The sequence below is a fragment of the Pseudomonas guariconensis genome (genome assembly GCF_040822035.1).
Classification (GTDB): Bacteria; Pseudomonadota; Gammaproteobacteria; order Pseudomonadales; family Pseudomonadaceae; genus Aquipseudomonas; species Aquipseudomonas guariconensis.
Map to the genome: position 1 here is coordinate 4,845,012 of NZ_CP162012.1, position 25,112 is coordinate 4,870,123.

Consider the following 25,112-nt stretch of genomic DNA (forward strand, 5'->3'; position numbering starts at 1 on the left):
TGTCGACAGGGTATCCTGTCGGCAGTCACGGAGGTTTTTCATGCAGATCTATAAAGTCGGTGGCGCGGTACGCGACCGCCTGCTCGGGCGCCCGGTCAGCGATATCGACTGGCTGGTAGTCGGCGCTACGGTCGACCAGATGCAGGCCCTGGGCTACCGCCCGGTCGGGGCTGATTTCCCGGTGTTCATTCATCCGCGCACGGGCGAGGAGTACGCCTTGGCGCGTACCGAACGCAAGAGCGGGCGGGGTTATGGTGGGTTTACCTTCCATGCCAGCCCCGATGTAACCCTCGAAGAGGACCTGATCCGCCGGGACCTTACCATCAACGCCATGGCCGAAGACGAACTAGGCAATTTGTACGATCCCTATCATGGCAAGAAGGATTTGGATCAGCGCTTATTGCGTCATGTTTCTCCGGCTTTCGCCGAAGATCCGCTGCGCGTACTGCGGGTGGCCCGCTTCGCCGCCCGCTATGCGCCGCTGGGGTTTCGGGTCGCCGACGAAACGCGCGAGCTGATGCGCCGGATCAGCGCATCCGGCGAATTGCAGGCGCTTACCGCCGAGCGCAGCTGGAAGGAGATAGAGCGCGCGCTGATGGAGGATCAACCCCAGGTATTCATCCAGGTGCTGCGCGACTGCGGCGCCCTGAAGGTCCTGATGCCAGAGGTGGACGCACTGCTGGACAAGCAGCAAAGCCATACCCTGCAAGCACTGGAACAGGCCGCCGGCGAGCAGTTACCGCTCCACGTACGCTGGGCCTGCCTGCTGCATGAACTTACCGACCTGGACCAGGCCAAGGCCCTCAACCGGCGGTTCAAGGCGCCCCGGGAGTCCCAGGAACTAGCCTTGCTGGTCGTGGAATGCCAAACCCTGTGCCATGGTGCTCTGGAACTGAGCGCTGCTGAGCTTCTGGAGTTACTGCAGAAGTTCGATGTGTACCGTCGTCCCCAGCGTTTGGAGGACTTCATCGCCGCCTGCCAGGCACAAGCGCGAAGCCGAGGCGAGAACCAGGCCTATCCACAAGCTGACTACCTACGCGGCGCGGCAGCAGTGGCCAAGGCGGTCGATGTGAAGGGGTTGGTGGAAAAAGGCCTGACCGGACAGGCTCTGGGCGAGGCGCTGAAGGAGGCCCGGCTGACGGCGCTTGAGGCCTACAGGCAACGCTGAATGGCTGGCCATGGGAGCGGGCGCAACGATGAGCGCTGGGTTAATACCGCATTCACCGGGTGCCCTCGCTCCCACGCAGATGGCTTCAGATCGGCTGCAGTGGCGTCAGCTGCAACCCGCGCCACTCGAACGGTACCGGCGCCAGCACCTGCTCGATCCGCGCCTCCTGCCACAGCTGAGCCATGCTTTTGCCTTCACCGGGATGCACCAGTTGCGGCGCGATCAGCGACAGCGGCCACAACACGAACGCGTTCTTCAGAATCTCGGCCCGTGGTAGCACCAAGCCATTGAACGTCCCCAACAAGTCGTCATACATCAGCACATCGATATCCAGCGGCAGGCCTTTGCGCTCAGGCGCATAGCGACCATTGTCCGCCTCGATGAACTTGAGCCGACGGTCCAGCTCCAGCAGCGGCAAGTCGGTCTTGCCGGTCACCACCAGGTTATAGAAAGGCCCACTCTTGATGCCCACCGCCTGGCTCTCGAACACTGGAGAGCAGTGCATGCCCTGCAGAAAGCTCGCCAGCGCATCGAGCCCGGCGCACAGGTGCGCCTCCCGGTCGATATTGCTGCCCAGGCCCAGGTAAACCGTGCTCAAAGACATCCGCGCTCAATCTCCACGCCAACACCACCGCGGGCAGCCGGCACGGCGCCGGGCTTGGTCAGCTTCAGGCGTACCCAAGGGATGTTGAACTCTTCCATCAGCGCCGCAACCAAGCGTTCGGCGAAGGTCTCCACCAGCTCATAGCGCGACTGCTCGGCGAACGCCTGAATACGCGCGCTCACACTGGCGTAGTCCAGGGCAAGGTTCAGGTCGTCGCCTGCTGCCGCCGGGCGGTTGTCCCAGGCGAAACTCAGGTCCAGGCGCAGGCACTGGCGAATATCCCGCTCCCAGTCATAGGCACCGATGACGGTCTCGACTTCCAGGCCTTCGATGAACACTCTGTCCAAGCACTTCTCTCCACAGCACGACAAGGGCGACTGGCGCCGTTAGAATCAAGGCGTCCTCGCCCGGAATAGTTAGCATGTTTTGGTTATTGGCGCTGCTTGCCTACCTGCTCGGCTCTCTGTCCTTCGCCATCGTCCTCAGCCGCCTCAGCGGCAGCCCGGACCCGCGTTCGAGCGGCTCAGGCAACGCCGGCGCGACCAACATGCTACGCCTGGCGGGCCGCAAGCTGGCGATCCTGACCCTGCTCGGCGACCTGTGCAAGGGGCTGTTGCCCGTGCTGCTCGCCCAACTGGCCGGCCTCGGCCTTCAGGAGCAAGCCTGGATCGGCCTATGCGCGGTCATCGGTCATCTGTTCCCGCTTTACTTCTGCTTCAAGGGCGGCAAGGGCGTGGCCACCGCAGCCGGCATGCTCATGGGCCTGTACTTTCCGGCCGCCTTGCTGGCCATCGCCGCCTGGCTGCTGACCTTCTACCTGACCCGCACCAGTTCCCTCGCCGCATTGATTGCCACACCGCTGACACTGCCATTGCTGGCCTGGCGCGAACCTGAGGCACTGCTGCCAATCACCGTGCTTACAGTACTCATCGTCTGGCGCCACCGCAGCAATCTACGCGACCTGTTTGCCGGGCGCGAACGACATTTCTAACGCCTGCCCGGCAACACCCCGCCTCATAAGGCCGACAACTGCTCCATCGGCCAGCGCGCCTGCACGCTGATCGCCAGGTCCTGGCGTTGCCCGGCCAGCAGCCGCTGGCAACCGGCATAGGCGATCATCGCGCCGTTGTCGGTGCAGAACTGGGGACGTGCGTAGTAAACGTTGCCATGGAGACTGGCGAGCATGGTTTCCAGCGAGGCGCGCAAGGCCTTGTTGGCGCTCACACCACCGGCGATGACCAGGCGCTTGAGGCCAGTCTGCTTGAGCGCGCGCTTGCACTTGATGGTCAACGTCTCGACCACCGCCTGCTGGAACGCCAGCGAAAGGTCGCAGCGGGTCTGATCGCTATCATCGCCGGCATCCCGGCATTGCTGCCAAGTATTCAGGGCGAAGGTCTTCAGACCACTGAAGCTGAACTCCAGGCCTGGGCGGTCGGTCATCGGCCGTGGGAACACGAAGCGGCCCGGCACGCCTTTTTCGGCCAGACGGGCGATTTCCGGGCCTCCGGGGTAATTCAGGCCGATCAGCTTGGCCGTCTTGTCGAACGCCTCGCCTGCCGCATCGTCCAGACTTTCGCCTAGCAGCTCGTACTGGCCGATGCCATCGACCCGCACCAGCTGGGTATGACCGCCGGAGACCAACAAAGCGACGAACGGGAACTCTGGTGGGGTTTCTTCCAGCATGGGCGCCAACAGGTGACCTTCCATATGGTGTACGCCGATCGCCGGGATGTCCCAGGCGAACGCCAGCGCCTGGGCGCAGGAAGCGCCGACCAGCAGCGCGCCGACCAGCCCGGGGCCAGCGGTGTAGGCGATCGCATCGATCTCGGTGGCGACACAGCCGGCCTCGGCCAGTACCTGGCGGATCAAGGGCAGCATGCGCTTGACGTGATCACGCGAGGCCAGCTCCGGCACCACGCCGCCATAGACGCGGTGCAGGTCGATTTGACTGAACAGCGCATCGGCCAACAGGCCACGTTCGCTGTCGTATAATGCGACGCCGGTTTCGTCGCAGGATGTTTCCAATCCCAGTACTAGCATGGGTCCGTGCCTTGTCGAGGCTGAATTCGAAGGCGCGCATGATAGTCCTCGTACCCCATGCCGACCAGCGGTTTTCGATCAGAGGCTTTGCATTCCGGCCAGCTAAGGGTTAACATCCGCAACCCTTGAAAACCGACGTTCTCCAGCACACCTTTTTGTTTTGCCAGGAGCACGTCTACCCCGGTAATGAATGAAGGTAGCCCTGGATGCCAGCCGTCAAAGTTAAAGAGAACGAACCCTTCGACGTAGCTCTGCGTCGTTTCAAGCGCTCCTGCGAAAAAGCCGGTGTACTGGCTGAAGTTCGTAGCCGCGAGTTTTATGAGAAGCCGACTGCCGAGCGCAAGCGCAAAGCTGCTGCCGCTGTAAAGCGTCACGCCAAGAAGGTTCAGCGCGAACAGCGCCGCGCCGTTCGTCTGTACTAATACAGACGTTCTACGCAAAGCTTCTGCCCCGCCCGGCCCTGTGCCGGGTTGATGGCAGCGGTTGTTTCAATCCTCAGATTCACGTCCGAGGCGCCCCTCGCAACAACTCCGGGGCAACCTGCCTGAACACGTCAGAGCTGGTCCTCGACCAGTCGTGCACGTCCTGACTGACGAGCCCTCCGTGGCTGACGAGCACATTTTTTCTCATACTTCCCGCACCGCACTACTCGCCCCTAACCCGCGCGTAGCGATTAGACTTGCCAGCTGCCAGATGACGAGACTGCCATGGCCGGGCTGATTCCCCAAAGCTTCATTGATGACCTGCTCAACCGCACCGATATCGTCGATGTGGTGAGTTCGCGTATCCAACTGAAGAAAACCGGCAAGAATCTCTCCGCCTGCTGCCCGTTCCACAAAGAAAAAACCCCCTCTTTCACCGTCAGCCCAGACAAACAGTTCTATTACTGCTTCGGCTGCGGCGCTGGCGGCAACGCGCTCGGCTTCGTCATGGACCACGACAACCTGGACTTCCCCCAGGCCGTGGAAGAACTGGCACGCGCCGCTGGCATGGAAGTGCCGCGAGAAGAAGGCCGCCGAGGTCAGAAGCCCCGTCAGCCCACCGATTCACCCCTCTACCCGTTGCTCGAGGCCGCTGCCGAGTTCTATCGCCAGGCCCTGCGCGCTCACCCGACCCGCAAGGCAGCGGTGGACTACCTCAAGGGCCGCGGGCTGTCCGGCGAGATCGCCCGCGACTTCGGCCTGGGCTTCGCGCCGCCGGGCTGGGACAACCTGCTCAAACACCTGGGCGCCGATAGCCTGCAACAGAAAGTGATGATCGACGCAGGCCTGCTGATCGAGAACGCCGAGAGCGGCAAGCGCTACGACCGCTTCCGCGACCGGGTGATGTTCCCGATCCGTGACAGCCGGGGGCGGGTCATCGCCTTTGGCGGCCGGGTCCTGGGCGATGACAAGCCCAAGTACCTGAACTCCCCGGAAACCCCGGTCTTTCACAAAGGCCAGGAACTCTACGGCCTGTTCGAAGCGCGAAAGCACAACCGCAACCTCGATGAGATCATCGTGGTCGAGGGCTATATGGACGTCATCGCCCTGGCCCAGCAAGGCCTGCGCAACGCGGTGGCAACCCTCGGCACCGCAACCAGCGAGGAACATCTCAAGCGCCTGTTTCGCGTGGTGCCGAGTGTCCTGTTCTGCTTCGACGGTGACCAGGCTGGTCGCAAGGCTGCCTGGCGCGCCTTGGAGTCCACACTGGCCAGCCTGCAGGATGGGCGCCGGGCGCGCTTCCTGTTCCTGCCCGAGGGCGAAGACCCGGATAGCCTGGTCCGCGCCGAAGGCACCGACGCTTTCATGGCCCGCATCAACCAGCACGCCCAACCGCTGGCGGACTACTTCTTCGAGCAACTGAGCAACGAGGCGGACCCTCGGTCGCTGGAAGGCAAGGCGCACATGGCTACATTGGCTGCACCGCTGATCGAAAAGATTCCGGGCGCCAATTTGCGTCAGCTCATGCGCAATCGCTTGAAGGAAATTACCGGTCTCGACCCTCAGCAGGTCGAGCAGTTGGCACAGCACGCGCCGGCACCCAACGTGCCCGATTACGACCCAGGCTATGACTACGACGCCATGGCCAGCTACGCCCCTGACTACAGCGACGCGCATCAGCCCGACTACGCGCCCGCCCAGCAGGAGCAGCGCCCATGGACCCCGAACAAGGGCGCAAAGAAACCGTGGGATGGCAAGCCCTGGGACAAAAAAGGCGGCAAACCCTGGCAACGCGATGGCCAGCGCGGCGAAGCACCACCGCGTGTCCCCGCCCCGGTCGAGCCGCCGACCCTGTCGGCCCTGCGCACCCTGCTGCATTACCCGTTGTTGGCCGGAAAGGTGGAAGATGCCAGCCATTTTGCCGACGAAGAGCATATCTACAGCCAGCTGTTGGTCGCACTGATCGAGGCCGCGCAGAAGAATCCTAAGCTAAGCTCAATGCAGCTGATCGCACGTTGGCACGGCACCGAACAAGGCCGCCTGCTGCGGGCTCTGGCGGAAAAGGAATGGCTGATCGATGCCGATAACCTTGAACAACAGTTTTTCGACACTATAACTAGCTTGTCCGCCCGCCAACGCGAGCGCAGCCTGGAACATCTGCTCAGGAAAGCACGTCAAAGCGAGTTGAGCACCGAGGAAAAATCGCAGCTCCTCGCACTGCTGAGCCGGAATGTTCCCGCACAAACCCCGACCTCATCTGGCGCGTGAGGTCCATGCTCGGGTATAATCCTCGGCTTGTTTTTTGCCCGCCAAGACCTTCAGTGGATAGGGTGTTATGTCCGGAAAAGCGCAACAGCAATCTCGTATCAAAGAGTTGATCACCCGCGGTCGTGAGCAGGGCTACCTGACTTACGCGGAGGTCAACGACCACCTGCCTGAGGATATTTCAGATCCGGAACAGGTGGAAGACATCATCCGCATGATCAACGACATGGGGATCAACGTATTCGAGAGTGCTCCGGATGCGGATGCCCTGCTGTTGGCGGAAGCCGACACCGACGAAGCCGCAGCCGAAGAAGCCGCCGCAGCGTTGGCGGCAGTCGAAACCGATATCGGCCGCACGACCGACCCGGTGCGCATGTACATGCGCGAAATGGGTACCGTCGAACTGCTGACCCGCGAAGGCGAGATCGAGATCGCCAAGCGTATCGAGGAAGGCATTCGCGAAGTCATGGGCGCCATCGCCCATTTCCCGGGGACTGTCGACTACATCCTCAGCGAATACGATCGTGTCACCACCGAAGGTGGCCGTCTGTCCGATGTCCTCAGCGGTTACATCGACCCTGACGACAACATTGCCGCGCCGACCGAAGAAGTCCCGATCCCGGGCGCCAAGGCCGCAGCTGCCAAGGAAGAAGAGGACGAAGACGAAGAGAGCGAAGAAAGCAGCGACGACAGCGAGGACGAGGGCGAAAGCGGCCCGGATCCAGAAGTCGCCCGCCAGCGTTTCGGCGCCGTCGCCGACCAGCTCCAGATCACCGGCAAGATCCTGAAGAAACACGGGCGCAGCGGCAAGGAGAGCATCGAAGCCCTCCAGGCCCTGGCAGACCTGTTCATGCCGATCAAGTTGGTACCCAAGCAGTTCGACGTTCTGGTCGAGCGCGTGCGCAGTGCACTGGATCGCCTGCGCGCCCAGGAACGCGCCATCATGCAGTTGTGCGTACGTGATGCACGCATGCCTCGTGCCGACTTCCTGCGCCTGTTCCCAAGCAACGAGACCGACCAGACCTGGAGCGGTGACCTGTCCAAGCGCAACACCAAGTGGGCTGCCGCCCTGGGTGAGAAAGACGCTGCGATCGTCGCCTGCCAGCAGAAGCTGATCGACCTTGAGAACGAAACCGGCCTGACCGTCGCCGAGATCAAGGAAATCAACCGTCGCATGTCGATCGGCGAGGCCAAGGCCCGTCGCGCCAAGAAAGAAATGGTCGAGGCGAACCTGCGTCTGGTGATCTCCATCGCCAAGAAGTACACCAACCGTGGCCTGCAGTTCCTGGACCTGATCCAGGAAGGCAACATCGGTCTGATGAAGGCGGTGGACAAGTTCGAATACCGTCGCGGCTACAAGTTCTCGACCTATGCCACCTGGTGGATCCGCCAGGCGATCACCCGCTCGATCGCCGACCAGGCACGCACCATCCGTATTCCGGTGCACATGATCGAGACGATCAACAAGCTCAACCGTATTTCCCGCCAGATGCTGCAGGAAATGGGTCGCGAACCGACGCCGGAAGAGCTGGGCGAGCGCATGGAAATGCCTGAGGACAAGATCCGCAAGGTGTTGAAGATCGCCAAGGAACCGATCTCCATGGAAACGCCGATCGGTGACGACGAAGATTCGCATCTGGGCGATTTCATCGAGGACTCGACCATGCAGTCCCCGATCGACGTGGCCACGGTCGAAAGCCTCAAGGAAGCCACGCGTGACGTGCTCTCCGGTCTGACCGCACGCGAAGCCAAAGTGCTGCGCATGCGTTTCGGTATCGACATGAACACGGATCACACCCTCGAAGAGGTAGGCAAGCAGTTCGACGTGACCCGCGAGCGGATCCGTCAGATCGAAGCCAAGGCGCTGCGCAAGCTGCGCCATCCGACGCGAAGCGAGCACCTGCGCTCCTTCCTCGACGAGTGATGACAAACCCCGGCCTAGGCCGGGGTTTTTCTTTTCAGGCACGCGACAAACCCCACTGATCGCCTCTCCCCTCGGCCATTGCCCGTCTACACTCGATTCAGACCACCTGAATGAGAGGCCGCTATGTCCTTTGTGCCGGCCCTTCTGTTGCTAATCCTGCTTGCGTGGAACGCAACGGCCGGCGCCCTGACCCTGACTGATGAAGAAAAAGCCTGGCTCAGCGCTCACCCACACGTGCGCCTGGGCGTCGATGCCTCCTGGCCGCCTTTCGAGTTTCGCGACCAGGAAGGCCGTTACCAGGGATTGGCCGCCGATTACGTTGCCTTGATCCAGGAGCGTCTGGGCATATCGCTCAAACCGATCGAGCCCAGCAATTGGACCGAGGTATTGCAGCAGGCTAGGGAAAAACGCATCGACCTGCTCCCCGGCATCATGTCGACGCCCGAACGCCAGCAATACCTCGCCTTCACCCGCCCCTACCTGGACTTCCCCATCGTCATCCTGGCACACAAGGGCGGCCCACAGCCCCGCACCCTCGAAGACCTGTATGGGCTGAAGGTGGCCGTGGTTGAAAACTACGCCCCCCATGAGCTGCTGCGCACTCACCACCCGGACCTGAACCTGGTGGCACTGCCCAACGTCAGCTCCTCCCTTCAGGCCCTGGCGACAGATGAAGTGGACGCAGTGGTCGGGGACCTCGCCTCGAGCATCTGGGCCCTGCGTCAGCTCAAGCTCGACGGCCTGTACGTTAGCGGTGAGACGCCCTATCGCTATCAACTGGCCATGGCGGCCCAGAAGGACAACAAGATACTGGTCGGCCTTCTCGACAAGGTCATGGCCGACATGACCACGGCAGAAATCAGCCACATCCAGCAACGCTGGGTCGGGAACGTCGTCGACCAGCGGTCGTTCTGGAGTGACATGCTGATCTACGGCCTGCCTGCGGTCTTGCTGCTGCTTGCCGGTCTGGCGGTGGTCATTCGCATCAACCGGCGCCTGAGTTCAGAAATTTCGCGGCGTATCGCCCTCGAACAGGAACTGCGCAGCAGCGAGTACCACTACCGCAGCCTGGTCGAAAGCCTGTCCGCCATCGCCTGGGAAGCCGATGCCAACGACTTCACATACAGTTATGTCTCCCCCCATGCCGAAGACCTGCTCGGCTACCCCTTGAGTGATTGGCTGCGCCCCGGTTTCTGGCGCAGCATCCTGCATCCTGAGGACGCGCTCTGGGCCCAGGCCTATTGCGACAGCGAAACCGCCGCGGGGCGCGACCACAGCCTCGACTATCGAGTGATCCGCGCGGACGGCCACGCCCTCTGGGTACGCAATATCGTCAGCATGATCGAACACGGCCACCGCCCGTTGCTGCGGGGCTTGATGATCGACATCAGCGAAACCAAACGTACGGAAGATGCCCTGCGCCTGTCGGAACAGAAGTTCGCCTCGGTGTTCCAGCAATGCCCGGACATCCTGGTGATTGCTCGCCATAGCGACGGTTGCCTATTGGAAGTCAACGAAGCCTTCGAGGAACAGATCGGCCTGAGCCCAGGCCAGGTGATCGGTCGCACCGCCACCGAACTAGACCTGTGGGCCTTGGCTGGCGCCGGCCCCGCTCTGCTCGAGCGCCTGCAGCAAGGCGGCATCCGCAACTTGGAAATGAGCTTTCGCCGCAGCAACGGCCAGGTGTTCACCGGCCTGACCTCGGCCGAGACGTTCGACCTCGACGGCACCCGGGCCATGGTCGTGGCGGTGCGCGACATCAGCCAACTGAAGGAAACCCAGCGACAACTGCAGACCTCCGAAGAAAAGTTCGCCAAGGCCTTCCATGCCTCCCCCGACGGCCTGTTGCTGTCGCGCCAGAGCGACGGCTTGTTGCTCGAAGTGAACGAAGGGTTCTGCCGCCTCACCGGCTATGACATCAATCCAGCCATGGACCAGACCTCCCTGGACCTGGGTATCTGGGTCGATCTCAACGAGCGCAAGCGCCTGATCGAGCAATTGCAGCGCGACGGTTTCGTGCGTGACTTCAGTTGTCATATCCGACGCAGCGATGGGCAGATCCGCCTGTGTGAACTCTCCGCCAGGCCGCTGCCGATCGAAAGCACCGACTGCATGCTGACCATCGCCCGGGACATCACCGAGCGCCATCTGATGCAGGAAAAACTGCAACTGGCCGCCACTGTGTTCGAGAACACCGCCGAAGGGGTACTGATCACCGATCCCGACCAGCGCATCAGTGCCGTCAATCGCGCCTTCAGCGAGATCACCGGCTACAGCGAGATCGAAGCCCTTGGACAAACCCCACGCCTGCTCGCGTCCGGGCAGCACGACAGCGCGTTCTACGCGGCCATGTGGCATCAACTGACTGCCGAAGGCCATTGGCAAGGCGAAATCTACAACAAGCGCAAGAATGGCGAGCTCTACCCCGGCTGGCTGACCATCAGCGCCGTGCGCAACCGCGATCATGAGATCACCCACTTCGTGGCTGTGTTCGCCGATATCTCCAGCCTCAAGCTCGCCCAAGCCAAGCTCGATTACCAGGCCCACCACGACCCGCTGACGGGCCTACCCAACCGTGCGCTGTTCGAAAAGCGCCTGCAGGCCGCCCTTACTTGCCCGCAAGAGGCCAACCGACAGGGTGCGGTGCTGTTTCTGGATCTGGACCGCTTCAAGCACATCAACGACAGCCTCGGCCATCCGGTCGGCGACCTACTGCTCAAAGGCATCGCCCAACGCCTGAGAGAGCAGGTACGCGACTTGGACACCGTGGCGCGGCTAGGTGGCGATGAGTTCATCATCCTCCTGCCCGGCCTGCATCGCCCAAGCGATGCCAGCGCCATCGCCAACAAGCTGCTGACCTGCTTCCATGCCCCGTTCGAGGCCGGTGAACATGAGTTCTTCACCAGCGCCAGCATCGGCATCAGCCTTTATCCACAGGATGGCACCGACGTCGCCAACCTGATTCGCAACGCCGACGCGGCCATGTACCGCTCCAAGGCCAAGGGCCGCAACCGGGTCGAGGCCTATACCCGCGACCTGACCGCCCAGGCCAGCGAGCGCATCGCTCTGGAACACGAACTGCGTCGGGCCATCGAGCGCAACGAAATGAGCTTGTGCTTTCAGCCCAAGTTCAGCCTCAAGACCCAAAACCTGGTTGGCGCAGAGGCCTTGATCCGCTGGCGTCACCCCACCCTAGGCGACGTCCCGCCAGAGCAGTTCATCCACCTGGCCGAAGAGAACGGCACCATTTTGCAGTTGGGCGACTGGGTGCTGGAACAAGCCTGCCGGCAGATGTACAAATGGAAGAGCACCTACGAGCCGTTTGGCCCTTTGTCGATCAACCTCGCCGGCGCCCAGCTGCGCCAGCCCAACCTCGCCAGACGCATAGAACACCTGCTCAAGACTTACCAGCTCAAGGCCGGGGACCTGCAGCTGGAGATCACCGAGAACTTCATCATGAGCCAGGCCGAGGAAGCCTTGGCCATCCTTCATCAGCTCAAGGCGCTCGGCGTGCAACTGGCCATCGATGATTTCGGCACCGGCTATTCGTCCCTGAGCTACCTCAAACGTCTACCCCTGGACATTCTCAAGATCGATCAGTCATTCATTCGCGGCCTGCCCAGCGATCCCCATGACGTCGCCATCACCCGCGCAATCATCGCCCTGGGACGCAGCATGCAATTGACCATCATTGCCGAAGGTGTCGAGAACCAGGCGCAGCAAAACTTTCTGGCCTGCGAAGGCTGCGAACAGATTCAGGGCTACATCGTCAGCCTGCCCCTGCCTGCGGAGGAATTCGCTGCCACCTTCCTTCGCATAGCACTATCAGATCTTTCAGATGGCACCCACCTCAAACCCTCGTTATAATCCCCGCCACCTCTGGGGCCTATAGCTCAGTTGGTTAGAGCAGAGGACTCATAATCCTTTGGTCCACGGTTCGAGTCCGTGTGGGCCCACCAGATACGACAAAGCCGCGCATTGCGCGGCTTTTTGCTATCTGGGTGATTGGCTGGTGCTCCCAAGATTATGTAACATCGAATGCGCCTACCAGACGGAACTCTATGCATGCTTGCAGTCACCCCCAGCCCTACGTCTTCCCTTCGGGAATTCGGGGCCTGCCGAAATATCGCAGAAGGGGCGGTCATTATCTTGGCATCCGGGGCGTCGGCGAAAAATTTCCCGATCACCGAATTTGCCCATATACCAGTCATTGCGATGAATGGCTCGATCACGCTATTGAGCGAGGCCGGTATACGCCCATTCTTCTACGTATGCTCTGATAAGGGATTCGCGCGCCAACAACCGGAGCTGTTCGCTTTGGCGATGGAGAAGAGCCAACGGGTAGCGATTTGGCAGGATCAATACGAACGCCTTCAACGGCAGCCGAAGGGTGAAGTGTATTTTCTGAAAAAAGCCAGGAATCTCACTTTTCTTCAACGCATGATCGACAATGATCCGGTGCTGATCCGCAACCGCAATAGTCTGAATAAGCGAGTGCGCTCCCTCGGCTTCAGCAAAAATCTCGAACACGGCTATTTCGACGCCCGGACGGTTGCGTACCTTGCGCTGCAGATTGCTTACCACTTGGGGTTCTCGCGTGTGTTTCTCTTAGGCGTCGACTTGCATCAGGCTGTCGCCCGCTTCTATGAAAATGACGACTCGCGTAAATCACCGTGTGGGTTGGATCAACATTTCGAAGGCCGGATTCTGCCCTCCTTCGAGCTCGCCGCACGGCAAGTCGTCAGCGAGCAGTTCCAGGTCTATAACCTTTCGGCCAACTCCAGAATTCCCCATGAAGTCATTCCGAAGATCAGCATCGAGGCGTTCAGATCGATGATCTGACGCCTGAAGCTCATTTCTCGACCAGAACGCCACTGCGCTGCGTGTAATAAATGCTATTGGCAGGCACACTTTTATTGACCAACGACATCGCGCCAATGGTCACGTTGTCGCCGATGGAAAGCGTATCGCCAATGATGCAACTATTGGCACCAATGCTCACATTGTCACCAATTTCCAGTTGGTAACGTTCTAGGCCAAGGGTCTTTATCCCAATGGTGCTGTTCTGGCGAATGAACAAATTCCGACCAATCCGGGCGTAGCCGCTGATGACGATACCCGGCAAATGGGCAATTCGCAGCCCTGGTCCAATGCTAGCGTCCAGACTTATGTCGACAGCGTACTTGAGATTCAAACGCTGGTTGAGCCGGCGAGCATAAGCTGCGCGTAGCCCTTTCTTTCGATGAAGGTATTGGGCGAAACGAAACCACAACAAATAGCGCAGCTTATTGTTTCGGCGTGCACGCCTGAGAATATTGAAAAACAAACTGACACGGCGCCCTGGTTTTTTCTTGTTTGACACTTCTGCACGCCAGCACTCGAGCAACTCTTCAAAACTCACTTTCCGCCCCGCTTGACCATTTCCAAGATTATCCCTCTTCCCAACTGCTGGTCAGCATAGCGGCTGCGCTCTTATGATAAAAGGCGGCCCAGGCAGGCACTTTTCCTCCTGCACAGCACTCCCACCCCGCTGAACCGCCTATCAAAGAGATTCGCCATGCCCGACGCTCGCTCCATCACCCTCGACGAAATCGACCGCCAGTTGATCTCCCTGCTGCAGATCAACGCCCGGGAAAGCGTCGCCACCCTCGCTCGGCACTTGGGTATTGCCCGTACTACCGTCAATTCCCGCCTGGAGCGGCTGGAGAAGGGCAAGATCATCACAGGCTACGGTGTGCGTCTGGGCCAGCGGATGCGTGGAGGGGGGTTGCAGGCCTATGTGGGCATCAAGGCACAGCCGCGCTCAGGCAAAGACATCGTGCGCCGCCTCAGCGCCATGGGCCAGGTTCAGCAGCTGTGCGCGGTCAGTGGCGAATTCGACTACGTGGCCTGGCTGAGCAGCGACTCGCCGGAACAACTGGACCAGCTGCTCGATCAGATCGGCAGTCTCGAAGGGGTCGAGAAAACCACGACTTCCATCATTCTCAGCAGCAAGGTCGACCGGGGCCAACCGGGCTGATCATTCAGCCTCGTAACCAAGGCGAGCTTGCCCCTGGCGATCAGCACTCGTCACTCTGCATGCCCAAGCCGTCATTAAGACGACAAATTTCACATAACGACGCCACTCTGCACCTTAATTACGAACGTCCCGCTTCATAAAATGGCCTCCAGACATTTTCTATACTCAGGCTCCGCCTTCTGCGTAGCCTCCCTGGCAAGGTCATCACATGAACAAGAAAAACCGCCACCCCGTCGACGGCAAGAAACCTGTCACCATCTTCGGCCCGGACTTTCCCTTCGGCTTTGACGATTGGCTGGAGCACCCGGCTGGCTTGGGCAGCATCCCGGCCGAGCGTCATGGCGAGGAAGTGGCGATCGTCGGTGGCGGCATCGCAGGTCTGGTGGCGGCGTACGAGCTGATGAAGCTGGGCCTCAAGCCGGTGGTGTACGAAGCCTCGAAACTGGGTGGGCGTCTGCGCTCGCAGGCCTTCAACGGCACTGACGGCATCGTCGCCGAACTGGGCGGCATGCGCTTCCCGGTCTCGTCCACGGCGTTCTATCACTATGTCGACAAACTGGGTCTGGAAACCAAACCTTTCCCCAACCCGCTGACCCCAGCCTCCGGCAGCACGGTCATCGACTTGGAAGGCCAGACCTATTACGCCGAGAAGATTTCCGACCTGCCGGCATTGTTCCAGGAAGTGGCCGATGCCTGGGCCGATGCTCTGGAAAGCGGCGCCCAGTTCAGCGAGATCCAGCAAGCCATCCGTGACCGCGATGTACCGCGCCTGAAAGAGCTGTGGAACACCCTGGTTCCGCTGTGGGACGATCGCACCTTCTATGATTTCGTCGCCACCTCGCGCTCCTTCGCCAAGCTCAGCTTCCAGCACCGCGAAGTCTTCGGTCAGGTCGGTTTCGGCACGGGCGGCTGGGACTCGGACTTCCCCAACTCGATGCTGGAAATCTTCCGCGTGGTGATGACCAACTGCGACGACCATCAGCATCTGGTGGTCGGCGGCGTCGAGCAAGTACCTCAGGGCATCTGGCGTCACGTACCCGAGCGTTGCGCCCACTGGCCAGCCGGCACCAGCCTGAGCTCGCTGCATGGCGGCGCGCCACGCGGCGGCGTCAAGCGCATCCACCGAGCGGCCGATGGCAGCCTGGCGGTCACCGATACCTGGGGCGATACCCGCAATTACGCCGCAGTGCTCGCGACCTGCCAGACCTGGCTGCTGACCACCCAGATCGACTGCGAGGAGTCGCTGTTCTCGCAAAAGATGTGGATGGCCCTGGACCGCACCCGCTACATGCAGTCGTCGAAAACCTTCGTCATGGTCGACCGGCCGTTCTGGAAGGACAAGGACCCGGAAACCGGGCGCGATCTGATGAGCATGACGCTCACCGACCGCCTGACCCGTGGGACCTACCTGTTCGATAACGGCGACGACAAGCCGGGGGTCATCTGCCTGTCCTACGCGTGGATGAGCGATGCCTTGAAGATGCTGCCGCACCCGACTGAAAAACGTGTGCAGCTGGCCCTCGATGCTCTGAAGAAGATCTACCCGAAAACCGATATTGCGGGGCATATCATCGGCGATCCGATCACCATCTCCTGGGAGGCCGACCCGTACTTCCTCGGCGCCTTCAAAGGCGCGCTGCCAGGGCACTACCGCTACAACCAGCGCATGTACGCGCACTTCATGCAGCAGGACATGCCTGCCGAGCAGCGCGGCATCTTCATTGCTGGCGACGATGTGTCGTGGACCCCAGCCTGGGTGGAAGGCGCGGTGCAGACATCGCTGAATGCGGTGTGGGGTATCATGAACCACTTCGGCGGCAAGACCCATCCTGAAAACCCGGGCCCAGGCGATGTCTTCCATGACCTCGGCCCGATCGCCCTGCCGGACTGACACGAGGACGCACCATGCGCATCGCCCTGTACCAAGGCGCGCCAAGGCCACTGGACGTACCCGGCAACCTCGAGCGCCTGCAACAGCAGGCGCAACTGGCCGCCGCTGGCGGCGCGCAGTTGCTGGTATGCCCGGAGATGTTCCTGACCGGCTACAACATCGGCCTGGGCGCCGTACAGCGCCTGGCTGAGCCCAACGATGGCCCGTCGGCCATGAGCGTGGTCGATATCGCCCAGGCCCATCGCATCGCCATCGCCTATGGCTATCCGGAGCGAGGCGAGGATGGCGCGCTGTACAACAGCGTGCAGTTGATCGACAGCCACGGTCGCAGCCTGTGCAACTACCGCAAGACGCACCTGTTCGGCGAACTGGACCGTTCGATGTTCAGCCCAGGCCCTGATCACTTTCCAGTGGTCGAGCTGGGGGGCTGGAGGCTGGGTATGTTGATCTGCTACGACATCGAGTTCCCGGAAAACGCCCGGCGCCTGGCGCTGGGCGGCGCCGAACTGATCGTGGTGCCGACGGCCAACATGCAGCCGTACGACTTCACTTGCCAGGTCACCGTGCGCTCGCGGGCACAGGAAAACCAGTGCTTCCTCGTCTATGCCAATTATTGCGGGGCCGAGGGTGAGATCCACTACTGCGGCCAAAGCAGCATCATCGGGCCGGACGGCAGCGTTCTGGCGATGGCCGGCCAGGAGGAATGCCAGTTGGTGGCGGACCTTGACCACGCATGCGTGGAGCAAGGGCGCAAGGCATTTCCTTATTTGACCGACCTGCGCTGCGAGCTGCATCTTCGTAACACCTGAAACCTGCGAGGGGCCGGATGCGGCCTGGCACTAAGCAGGCCCACGCCTGCAGCTCAGGGCCGGCCGATGCGTTAGGATTACGCCATGCCTGACGCCACCCGCCACCTCACCCTCTCCAATGGCCTGCAGCTCACCCTGCGCCACGCCCCGCGCCTCAAACGCGCTGCCGCGGCCATCCGGGTGCATGCTGGAAGCCATGACGCTCCAGCCCAATGGCCTGGGCTGGCGCACTTTCTCGAACATTTGTTCTTTCTCGGCACCGAGCGCTTTCCCCTGGCAGATGGCCTGATGCGCTACGTGCAGGGCCTGGGCGGTCAGGTCAATGCCAGTACCCGCGAACGCACCACCGATTTTTTCTTCGAAGTCCCGCCCCACGCGTTGGCAGGTGGCCTTGAGCGACTGTGCCAGATGCTGGCGGAACCTGACCTTAGCATCGAGCGCCAACGCCGTGAGCGGGAAGTGATCCATGCAGAGTTCATCGCCTGGGCGCGCAACCGGCAAGCCCAACGGCATTTCGCCCTGCTGCAGAGCGCAGCCCCTGCACATCCGCTGGGCGGCTTTCACGCTGGCAATCGATACACACTGGCCATACAGGCGCCAGCATTCCAGTTGGCGCTGCGCGACTTCCATCGATGCTATTACCACGGCGGGCAAATGGTGCTCAGCCTGTGCGGGCCCCAGTCGTTGGATGACCTTCAAACGTTGGGCACTCGCTTTGGCCTGTTGCTGGCCTCTGGCGATCCCACCGCGCAAGCCCTGCCGCCGAGGCTCTTGCAGCGTGCGGAGCCGGCCGCTGTCAGAGTCGATGATCGTCTCGACCTGCTGTTTGCCCACGAGCATCTGCCCGAGGGCACCGAAGCCGCCCTGGAGTTGCTGCTCGCCTGTCTGGGCGACAACCGGCCTGGCGGCTGGCTGGCCTATCTGCGCCAGCGCGGCTGGCTGCGCAGCTTCAAGGCCGAGCCCCTTTATGTTCATGCCGGGCAGTTGCTTTGGAGCGCCCAGCTACAGGTAAGCGAAGACGCCTCGCAAGATGAGATCCTGGCCTCGCTCCAAGGCTGGCTGGGCTTTCTGCGCCAGACCGATCACAACGCACTGAACCGCACACATGCCCAGTTGCAGCAACGTCGCGCATACACGGCCAGCGCTCTGGAACTGGCGCGCCGGGATAGCACAGGTCTGCCCTTTCGCCACCTTGACGAGCAGGGCCTCGCGGCCTTGCGCACGCTGCTGGACAGCCTGCCGCACCGCGACCATGGCCACTGGCAACTAGCGCCCGCGGACCCCCTTTTGCTGGCAACCCTGCCTCGCCATGCGCGCGTAGCCCTGCCCGCGAGCCTCGCGATCAGCGATGCCTTGCCCGCTTCACGCCGCTTTGCCGCGCTCTACCTGCACTGGCACGTCAGCTCTCCCTTGGGCCAGCGCTTCCAACCCCTGCTCGAGCATTCGCTACAGCCGCTGGTCGAACGCGCCAAGCGGGCGTCATTGCAGTTGGATTTCACGGCGAGCGGCAATGCCTGGCAATTGCACTGCGCAGGTGCACCACAAGCGGTGATACGCGCACTCGACGAAGCCCTCCCGCTGCTACGCCGACCTGGCGTGGATGACTGGATATCACCATCGGCGTCCAAGCCTGCGTTGGTTCCGATCCGCGCGTTGCTTCAGGCCCTGCCCGATGCGATCCGGCACGACCCGTCTCGACAGCCCGATGACACAGTGCTGGACCAAGCCTCGCTTGACGTGCTCTGGCAAACCGCTCGCTGGCAGGGCTTGGCGGTGGGGTTCGCCGCGGCCGAGCAGTCAGCGCTGGCTGCAGCACTGCAGGGAGTGATGGGCACGCCTGAAACGCGCCATGCCCCTCCATCGCTCATGGGTCGTCGTTGGCATGCGCTACAGACCCCAGGCAGCGAACCGGCGCTGTTGCTGTTCTGCCCACTGCCCGCGCACCAGCAAGCCGCTGGCCGTCTGCTCGCCCACTTGCTGCAAGGCCCGTACTATCAGCGTCTGCGAGTCGAATTGCAGTTGGGCTACGCCGTGTTCAGTACCTTTCGTCAGGTCGAAGGTGTCTGCGGGCTGCTCTTCGGCGTGCAGTCGCCCAAGGCCAGCCATGCACAGATCCTCGACCATATCCTGCATTTGCTCGGGCAGAACCTGCCGCTCGACGTGCAAGCCCGCGAAAACCTCGCCGCTCAATTTGAAGAAAATGCCATGAACAATGGCGATGTCGCGCAATGGGCATGGCAGACACACCTGGCTATACAAGCCGACGATCTTGCTGCGCTAAGGCGGTCTATCCTGACGACAGAGCAAATGCATCTGGATCGGCTCAGGCAGGCCCTGCTGACAGCCGAGCATGGCTGGGTGTGCCTGGCCAACGCCCCGGCGCCGGATGCCAGTTGGCACTGAACCCAGCCGGATTGTTACGGAGACTGCAACGGCACTTTTCGAATAATTAACCTTTCGGTACAAATTTTTCTTGTAAGATAGCGCAATCTCAGTCAATGGAACCTCCTCCCCAAGGCGGCGCCAAACAAGTAACTGACCACCCAACCCCATCCGGAAGGAGAACGCCCATGTGGACCAAACCTGCTTACACTGACCTGCGTATCGGCTTCGAAGTGACCATGTACTTCGCCAACCGCTAAGCATCGCTGCGATCAGACGCCTCGGTCCGCCGGGGCGTTTGCGTTTTTTGGCAACGGTTTTTCGGATAGAGAGCAGCCATGTACATCCAGATTCTCGGTTCCGCCGCCGGTGGCGGGTTTCCTCAATGGAACTGCAATTGCGCCAACTGCAAGGGCTACCGCGATGGCACCTTGCGCGCCACAGCGCGTACCCAGTCCTCCATTGCACTGTCGGACGATGGCGAGCACTGGGTCCTGTGCAACGCCTCGCCGGACATCCGTGCCCAGCTCCAGGCCTTCGCGCCAATGCAGCCAGCCCGCGCACTGCGCGATACCGGTATCGACGCGATCGTCCTGCTCGACAGCCAGATAGACCACACCACCGGCCTGCTCAGCCTGCGCGAAGGCTGCCCGCACCAGGTCTGGTGCACCGAGATGGTCCACCAGGACCTGACCACCGGTTTCCCGCTGTTCACCATGCTCAGCCACTGGAATGGCGGTCTGGTGTGGAACCGCATCGAGCTCGAAGGCAGCTTCGTCATCCCAGCCTGCCCGAACCTACGGTTCACCCCCTTCCCCTTGCGCAGCGCCGCGCCGCCCTATTCGCCCCACCGCTTCGATCCACATCCGGGAGACAACCTCGGCCTGCTGGTGGAAGACACCCGCACCGGCGGCAAGCTGTTCTATGCCCCGGGCCTGGGCCAGGTCGACGACAAATTGCTGCAGATGATGCAGGGCGCCGATTGCCTGCTGGTCGATGGCACCCTGTGGGAGGATGATGAAATGCAACGCCGCGGTGTCGGCACCCGTACCGGCCGCGAGATGGGCCACCTGGCGCAGAACGGTCCGGGTGGCATGCTCGAGGTGCTGGACGGCTTCTCGCGTCAGCGCAAGGTGCTCATCCACATCAACAACACCAACCCGATTCTCGATGAGGACTCACCCGAGCGGGCCGAAGTGCAACGCCGCGGCGTGGAAGTGGCCTACGACGGCATGAGCATCGAGCTGTAACGAAGCTGCTCGGCCCTTGTGGGAACGGGTTCACCCGCTCCCACAGGCGGCGAAGTCAGCCGATAGTGCGTTCTATGGGAGTCAATTGATGAACGATGCACGACCCATGTCCCCTGCCGAATTCGAGCAGGCCCTGCGCGCCAAGGGCGCCTATTACCACATCCACCACCCCTACCACGTGGCGATGTACGAAGGCCGCGCCACCCGTGAACAGATTCAGGGCTGGGTGGCCAACCGCTTCTATTACCAGGTCAACATCCCGATGAAGGATGCGGCGATCCTGGCCAACTGCCCCGACCGCGAAGTACGCCGCGAGTGGATCCAGCGCCTGCTCGACCACGATGGCGCACCGGGCGAGGACGGCGGCATCGAAGCGTGGCTGCGCCTGGGCCAGGCCGTGGGCCTGGACCCGGACCAATTGCGCTCCCAGGCGTTGGTACTGCCGGGCGTGCGCTTTGCCGTGGACGCGTACGTCAACTTCGCCCGCCGCGCCAGTTGGCAGGAGGCCGCCAGCAGTTCGCTGACCGAGCTGTTCGCCCCGCAGATCCACCAGTCGCGTCTGGACAGCTGGCCCACGCACTACCCCTGGATCGACCCGGCCGGGTACGACTATTTCCGCACCCGCCTGGGCCAAGCCCGGCGCGACGTGGAGCACGGCCTGGCGATCACCCTGCAGCACTACACGACCCGCGAGGGGCAGGACCGCATGCTGGAGATCCTGCAATTCAAGCTGGATATTCTCTGGAGCATGCTCGATGCCATGAGCATGGCCTATGAACTGAACCGCCCGCCTTACCACACCGTCACGGCTGAGCGGGTCTGGCACAAGGGGATCGCCCTATGAATTTCGACCGCAAGCAAGTCCCCGCCTGGCGCCCGGGCTATCGTTTCCAGTACGAGCCTGCGCAAAAAGGCCATGTCCTGCTATACCCCGAAGGCATGATCAAGCTCAATGAGAGCGCTGGCCTGATCGGCGCGCTGATCGACGGTGAGCGCGATGTGGCAGCGATCATCGCCGAGCTCGAGGGTCAGTTCCCGGATGTCCCGCAAGTCGCCGAAGACATCGAGCAGTTCATGGAGGTGGCCCGTGCCGAACACTGGATCGTCCTCGCCTGAAATGCCAGCCAAGCCCGAAGTCGGTCTGCCGCTGTGGCTGCTCGCCGAGCTCACCTACCGCTGCCCTTTGCAATGCCCGTACTGCTCCAACCCGCTGGATTTCGCCCGGCAGGGTCAGGAGCTCAGCACCGAACAGTGGTTCCGGGTGATGGCCGAGGCCCGCGAGCTGGGAGCGGCCCAACTGGGCTTCTCCGGCGGCGAGCCGCTGGTACGCCCGGACCTGCCCGAGCTGATCGGCGAAGCCCGCCGCCTGGGCTACTACACCAACCTGATCACCTCCGGCATCGGCCTGACCGAGCAGAAGATCGCCGCCTTCAAGCAGGCCGGGCTGGACCACATCCAGATCAGCTTCCAGGCCAGCGACGAGCAGGTGAACAACCTGCTGGCAGGCTCCCGGAAGGCCTTCGCCCAGAAGCTGGAGATGGCCCGCGCAGTGAAGGCCCATGGCTATCCCATGGTGCTCAACTTCGTCACCCACCGGCACAACATCGACAAGATCGACCGCATCATCGAGCTGTGCATCGCCCTGGAGGCGGATTTCGTAGAACTCGCCACCTGCCAGTTCTACGGTTGGGCGCACCTCAACCGCCTGGGGCTGTTACCGACCCGCGCCCAACTGGAACGGGCCGAGCGCATCACCAACGAATACCGCGAGCAACTCAAGGCCGCGGGCAACCCCTGCAAGCTCATCTTCGTCACCCCGGATTACTACGAGGAACGCCCCAAGGCCTGCATGAACGGCTGGGGCAGCCTGTTCTTGACCATCACGCCCGATGGCACCGCCCTGCCCTGCCACGGCGCACGTCAACTGCCGGTGCAATTCCCCAACGTGCGCGACCACGATCTGCGGCATATCTGGTACGACTCCTTCGGTTTCAACCGCTTCCGTGGCTACGACTGGATGCCCGAGCCCTGCCGCTCGTGCGACGAGAAGGAAAAGGACTTCGGCGGCTGCCGCTGCCAGGCCTTCATGCTCACAGGCGATGCCAGCAACGCCGACCCGGTGTGCGCCAAATCCCCTGATCACGGCATCATTCTCAAGGCCCGTGAAGAAGCGCAAACCGCCCAGTTGACCATCGAAGAGATGACCTTCCGCAATGAGCGCAATTCACGAATCATCACCCGCGGCTGATTTCAGCGCCGCCCAGGCGGTCGCGGCCAGCACCGATTTCGCTGAGCTCAAGGTCGGTGCCAACGGCGTATTCTGGAACGAATTCCGCCCCGCCGATGGCGCCTGCCGCCTCTGGCATTGGCGCAACGAGCAGGCCCACTGCCTGACGCCGGACGGCTTCAGCGCCCGCAGCCGCGTCTATGAATACGGCGGCGGCAGCTTCTGCCTTGGCGGCGACGGCGTGGTGTTCGTCAATGAAGCCGACCAGCAACTCTATACCCAGGCCCTCGATGGCTCCCCACCGCGTCCGCTGACCCAGGATGCGCAGTGCCGCTATGGCGATGTGCTGTGGCATGCGCAACGGGTACTGGCGGTCGAGGAGCGCCATGGTGTGTCGGTCGAGCATCGGCTCGTGGCCATCGGGCCCGAGGGGCGCGAAGTATTGGCCGAAGGGGCTGATTTTTATGCCTCGCCCACCCTCAGCGACGATGGACAGCGCCTGGCCTGGATCGAGTGGGACCGCCCCGCGCAGCCCTGGACCCAAACACGCCTGATGTGCCGGGCGCGCAACCATGACGGTCGTTGGGGAGCAGCGTTTTGCCTGGCAGGGCATGGGACGCGGGAGGTTTCACTGCAACAACCGCGCTTCGATGCCCAAGGGCAGCTCTACTGTCTCTCTGACCAAAATGGTTTCTGGCAACCCTGGGGCGAGCTGGGTGGCACCTGGCAAGCCTTGCCTGCCGCCGCCGCCGACCATGCCGCCGCACCTTGGCAACTGGGCGCCAGCTCCTGGCTGCCGATCGGGCCGCAAGCGTACCTCGCCAGCTGGTTCGAGGATGGATTCGGGCTGCTGGGACTGTACGGCGAAGATCGTCAGGTTCAGCGCCTGGGCCGTGAATACACGCGCTTTCGCAGCCTCGCCGCGGATGACGGGCATGTCTATGCCATCGCCGCCTCGCCCCTGACCCCGCCTGCGGTCGTCGCGTTCGATCGGCACACCGGCCGGAGCAGGGTACTTGCCGGCGGTGGCCTTGCGTTACCCGCCGACCGGGTCAGCCGCCCGCGCCCCATCCACTACCCCAGTGGCGATGGCCAGGCCCATGGCTTCTTCTATCCTGCCGTTGGCGCCGAAACCCCTTCGCCACTGGTGGTGTTCATCCATGGCGGACCGACCTCGGCCTGCTACCCGGTGTTCGATGCACGCATCCAGTACTGGACCCAGCGCGGTTTCGCCGTGGCCGACCTCAACTACCGGGGCAGTACCGGCTATGGCCGTGCCTATCGCCAGGCCCTGCACCTCAACTGGGGCGAGCTCGATGTGCAGGATGCCTGCGCCGCCGTCGACCATCTGGCCAAACTCGGCCTGGTCGACCCGCGTCAAGCCTTCATCCGCGGCGGCAGTGCCGGGGGCTACACCACGCTGTGTGCCTTGGCCTTCCATGATGTGTTCCGCGGGGGGGCGAGCCTCTATGGGGTCAGCGACCCGGTCGCCCTCGACCAGGCCACCCACAAGTTCGAAGGCGATTACCTGGGCTGGCTGATCGGTGATCCGCAGCTCGACCATGAACGCTATCGCCAACGCACGCCGTTGCTACACGCTGCCCAGATCAAGGTGCCGGTGATCTTCTTCCAGGGCGAGCTGGACGCCGTGGTAGTGCCCGAACAGACCCGTGCCATGCTGGCCGCGCTCAAGGCCAATGGCATCGAAGCCGAAGGGCACTTCTATGCCGGTGAGCGGCACGGGCTGCGCAAGGCGCAGAACCTGGCGCACGCGTTGGAGGAAGAATGGAAGTTCTATTGCCGGGTGCTGGGGCGATAGACATCGGAGGCCTTTTCGCGGGTAAAACCGCTCCCACAAGACGGGCAATGAGCCGTGGGGGAGCAGGCTTACCCGCGAAGTGTCAGCGCTTGGCGATGATATACACCGCGTGCACGATGCCCGGAATGTAACCCAGCAATGTCAGCAGAATGTTCAGCCAGAACGCGCCGCCGAACCCGACCTGGAGGAATACGCCCAGTGGCGGCAGGATGATAGCGATGATGATGCGGATGAAATCCATGTTCGTCTCTCCTTGGAAGGGTTTCAAAAGAGACTAGCCGGGCCACGCCAG

At 62.1% G+C, this 25,112-nt stretch carries 22 protein-coding genes and 1 tRNA gene; 18 read left to right on the plus strand and 5 right to left on the minus strand.

Features of this window, described 5'->3' with window-relative positions; all coding sequences use genetic code 11:
* Nucleotides 1-40 precede the first annotated feature (40 nt).
* Complete coding sequence (locus AB1N67_RS22560) at nucleotides 41-1,168, plus strand: multifunctional CCA addition/repair protein (protein ID WP_367863396.1); 1,128 nt, start codon at nucleotides 41-43, stop codon at nucleotides 1,166-1,168.
* 85 nt (nucleotides 1,169-1,253) lie between these two features.
* Here AB1N67_RS22560 and folK read toward each other — a convergent pair whose 3' ends face one another.
* Together folK and folB are read right to left on the minus strand one after the other, a co-directional pair.
* On the minus strand, nucleotides 1,254-1,772 hold the full coding sequence (gene folK, locus AB1N67_RS22565) for a 2-amino-4-hydroxy-6-hydroxymethyldihydropteridine diphosphokinase (RefSeq protein WP_043210376.1): 519 nt from the start codon (nucleotides 1,770-1,772) through the stop codon (nucleotides 1,254-1,256).
* Nucleotides 1,763-2,119, minus strand: a complete 357-nt coding sequence (folB, locus tag AB1N67_RS22570; RefSeq protein WP_367863397.1) for a dihydroneopterin aldolase — start codon at nucleotides 2,117-2,119, stop codon at nucleotides 1,763-1,765. The genes folK and folB overlap by 10 nt, the downstream gene beginning before the upstream one ends.
* A gap of 74 nt (nucleotides 2,120-2,193) precedes the next feature.
* On the opposite strand from folB, the gene plsY reads away from it, so the two are divergent.
* Nucleotides 2,194-2,763, plus strand: a complete 570-nt coding sequence (gene plsY, locus AB1N67_RS22575) for a glycerol-3-phosphate 1-O-acyltransferase PlsY (RefSeq protein WP_043210374.1) — start codon at nucleotides 2,194-2,196, stop codon at nucleotides 2,761-2,763.
* Nucleotides 2,764-2,786: 23 nt separating this feature from the next.
* On the opposite strand, the gene tsaD is transcribed toward plsY, so the two are convergent.
* On the minus strand, nucleotides 2,787-3,812 hold the full coding sequence (tsaD, locus tag AB1N67_RS22580) for a tRNA (adenosine(37)-N6)-threonylcarbamoyltransferase complex transferase subunit TsaD (RefSeq protein ID WP_043210373.1): 1,026 nt from the start codon (nucleotides 3,810-3,812) through the stop codon (nucleotides 2,787-2,789).
* A 206-nt stretch (nucleotides 3,813-4,018) separates the two neighbouring features.
* On the opposite strand from tsaD, the gene rpsU reads away from it, so the two are divergent.
* The 6 genes from rpsU to AB1N67_RS22610 all read left to right on the plus strand — a co-directional run bounded on the left by rpsU (nucleotide 4,019) and on the right by AB1N67_RS22610 (nucleotide 13,265).
* Nucleotides 4,019-4,234, plus strand: coding sequence for a 30S ribosomal protein S21 (gene rpsU / locus AB1N67_RS22585; RefSeq protein ID WP_003255575.1), 216 nt, complete (start codon nucleotides 4,019-4,021; stop codon nucleotides 4,232-4,234).
* A 285-nt stretch (nucleotides 4,235-4,519) separates the two neighbouring features.
* On the plus strand, nucleotides 4,520-6,502 hold the full coding sequence (gene dnaG, locus AB1N67_RS22590; RefSeq protein WP_090346221.1) for a DNA primase: 1,983 nt from the start codon (nucleotides 4,520-4,522) through the stop codon (nucleotides 6,500-6,502).
* A gap of 67 nt (nucleotides 6,503-6,569) precedes the next feature.
* Nucleotides 6,570-8,423 (plus strand): RNA polymerase sigma factor RpoD, encoded by a 1,854-nt coding sequence (gene rpoD / locus AB1N67_RS22595; protein ID WP_043210369.1) that lies wholly within the window; start codon nucleotides 6,570-6,572, stop codon nucleotides 8,421-8,423.
* Between the two features lie 123 nt (nucleotides 8,424-8,546).
* The gene (locus AB1N67_RS22600; RefSeq protein WP_043210367.1) at nucleotides 8,547-12,290 is read left to right on the plus strand and encodes a bifunctional diguanylate cyclase/phosphodiesterase; all 3,744 of its coding nucleotides are present in this window, start codon (nucleotides 8,547-8,549) and stop codon (nucleotides 12,288-12,290) included.
* A gap of 15 nt (nucleotides 12,291-12,305) precedes the next feature.
* Nucleotides 12,306-12,382 (plus strand) — tRNA-Ile (locus AB1N67_RS22605).
* Nucleotides 12,383-12,488: 106 nt separating this feature from the next.
* Complete coding sequence (locus AB1N67_RS22610; protein WP_043210365.1) at nucleotides 12,489-13,265, plus strand: LPS biosynthesis protein; 777 nt, start codon at nucleotides 12,489-12,491, stop codon at nucleotides 13,263-13,265.
* Nucleotides 13,266-13,275: 10 nt separating this feature from the next.
* Here the strand turns inward: AB1N67_RS22610 and AB1N67_RS22615 are convergent, their stop codons facing one another.
* Complete coding sequence (locus tag AB1N67_RS22615; RefSeq protein ID WP_043210363.1) at nucleotides 13,276-13,824, minus strand: serine acetyltransferase; 549 nt, start codon at nucleotides 13,822-13,824, stop codon at nucleotides 13,276-13,278.
* Nucleotides 13,825-13,980: 156 nt separating this feature from the next.
* Between AB1N67_RS22615 and AB1N67_RS22620 the strand changes: the two genes are divergently transcribed.
* From AB1N67_RS22620 to AB1N67_RS22665, 10 genes are all read left to right on the plus strand, one after another.
* Nucleotides 13,981-14,442, plus strand: a complete 462-nt coding sequence (locus AB1N67_RS22620) for an Lrp/AsnC family transcriptional regulator (protein ID WP_070571947.1) — start codon at nucleotides 13,981-13,983, stop codon at nucleotides 14,440-14,442.
* A gap of 208 nt (nucleotides 14,443-14,650) precedes the next feature.
* On the plus strand, nucleotides 14,651-16,333 hold the full coding sequence (locus AB1N67_RS22625) for an NAD(P)/FAD-dependent oxidoreductase (RefSeq protein ID WP_043210361.1): 1,683 nt from the start codon (nucleotides 14,651-14,653) through the stop codon (nucleotides 16,331-16,333).
* 14 nt (nucleotides 16,334-16,347) lie between these two features.
* Nucleotides 16,348-17,142, plus strand: coding sequence for a carbon-nitrogen hydrolase family protein (locus AB1N67_RS22630; protein WP_367863398.1), 795 nt, complete (start codon nucleotides 16,348-16,350; stop codon nucleotides 17,140-17,142).
* Nucleotides 17,143-17,226: 84 nt separating this feature from the next.
* A complete protein-coding gene (pqqF, locus tag AB1N67_RS22635; RefSeq protein WP_367863399.1) occupies nucleotides 17,227-19,545 on the plus strand; it encodes a pyrroloquinoline quinone biosynthesis protein PqqF in 2,319 nt (772 codons plus the stop codon).
* Nucleotides 19,546-19,712: 167 nt separating this feature from the next.
* The gene (pqqA, locus tag AB1N67_RS22640; protein WP_003243383.1) at nucleotides 19,713-19,784 is read left to right on the plus strand and encodes a pyrroloquinoline quinone precursor peptide PqqA; all 72 of its coding nucleotides are present in this window, start codon (nucleotides 19,713-19,715) and stop codon (nucleotides 19,782-19,784) included.
* A 78-nt stretch (nucleotides 19,785-19,862) separates the two neighbouring features.
* A complete protein-coding gene (gene pqqB, locus AB1N67_RS22645; protein WP_043210355.1) occupies nucleotides 19,863-20,774 on the plus strand; it encodes a pyrroloquinoline quinone biosynthesis protein PqqB in 912 nt (303 codons plus the stop codon).
* An 88-nt stretch (nucleotides 20,775-20,862) separates the two neighbouring features.
* Entirely contained in the window at nucleotides 20,863-21,618 is a 756-nt protein-coding gene (pqqC, locus tag AB1N67_RS22650; RefSeq protein ID WP_182941916.1) for a pyrroloquinoline-quinone synthase PqqC, read from the plus strand.
* Nucleotides 21,615-21,890 carry a pyrroloquinoline quinone biosynthesis peptide chaperone PqqD gene (pqqD, locus tag AB1N67_RS22655; protein ID WP_182941918.1) on the plus strand — a complete coding sequence of 92 codons (276 nt, stop codon included), beginning with the start codon at nucleotides 21,615-21,617 and terminating at the stop codon, nucleotides 21,888-21,890. Before pqqC ends, pqqD begins: the two co-directional genes overlap by 4 nt.
* A 1-nt stretch (nucleotide 21,891) precedes the next feature.
* On the plus strand, nucleotides 21,892-23,022 hold the full coding sequence (gene pqqE / locus AB1N67_RS22660) for a pyrroloquinoline quinone biosynthesis protein PqqE (protein ID WP_182943383.1): 1,131 nt from the start codon (nucleotides 21,892-21,894) through the stop codon (nucleotides 23,020-23,022).
* Nucleotides 22,988-24,820: a S9 family peptidase gene (locus tag AB1N67_RS22665; RefSeq protein ID WP_102081052.1), complete on the plus strand. Its 1,833-nt coding sequence runs from the start codon at nucleotides 22,988-22,990 to the stop codon at nucleotides 24,818-24,820. Before pqqE ends, AB1N67_RS22665 begins: the two co-directional genes overlap by 35 nt.
* 82 nt (nucleotides 24,821-24,902) lie before the next feature.
* On the opposite strand, the gene AB1N67_RS22670 is transcribed toward AB1N67_RS22665, so the two are convergent.
* Nucleotides 24,903-25,061, minus strand: coding sequence for a YqaE/Pmp3 family membrane protein (locus AB1N67_RS22670; protein WP_009681539.1), 159 nt, complete (start codon nucleotides 25,059-25,061; stop codon nucleotides 24,903-24,905).
* Between the last annotated feature and the right edge of the window lie 51 nt (nucleotides 25,062-25,112).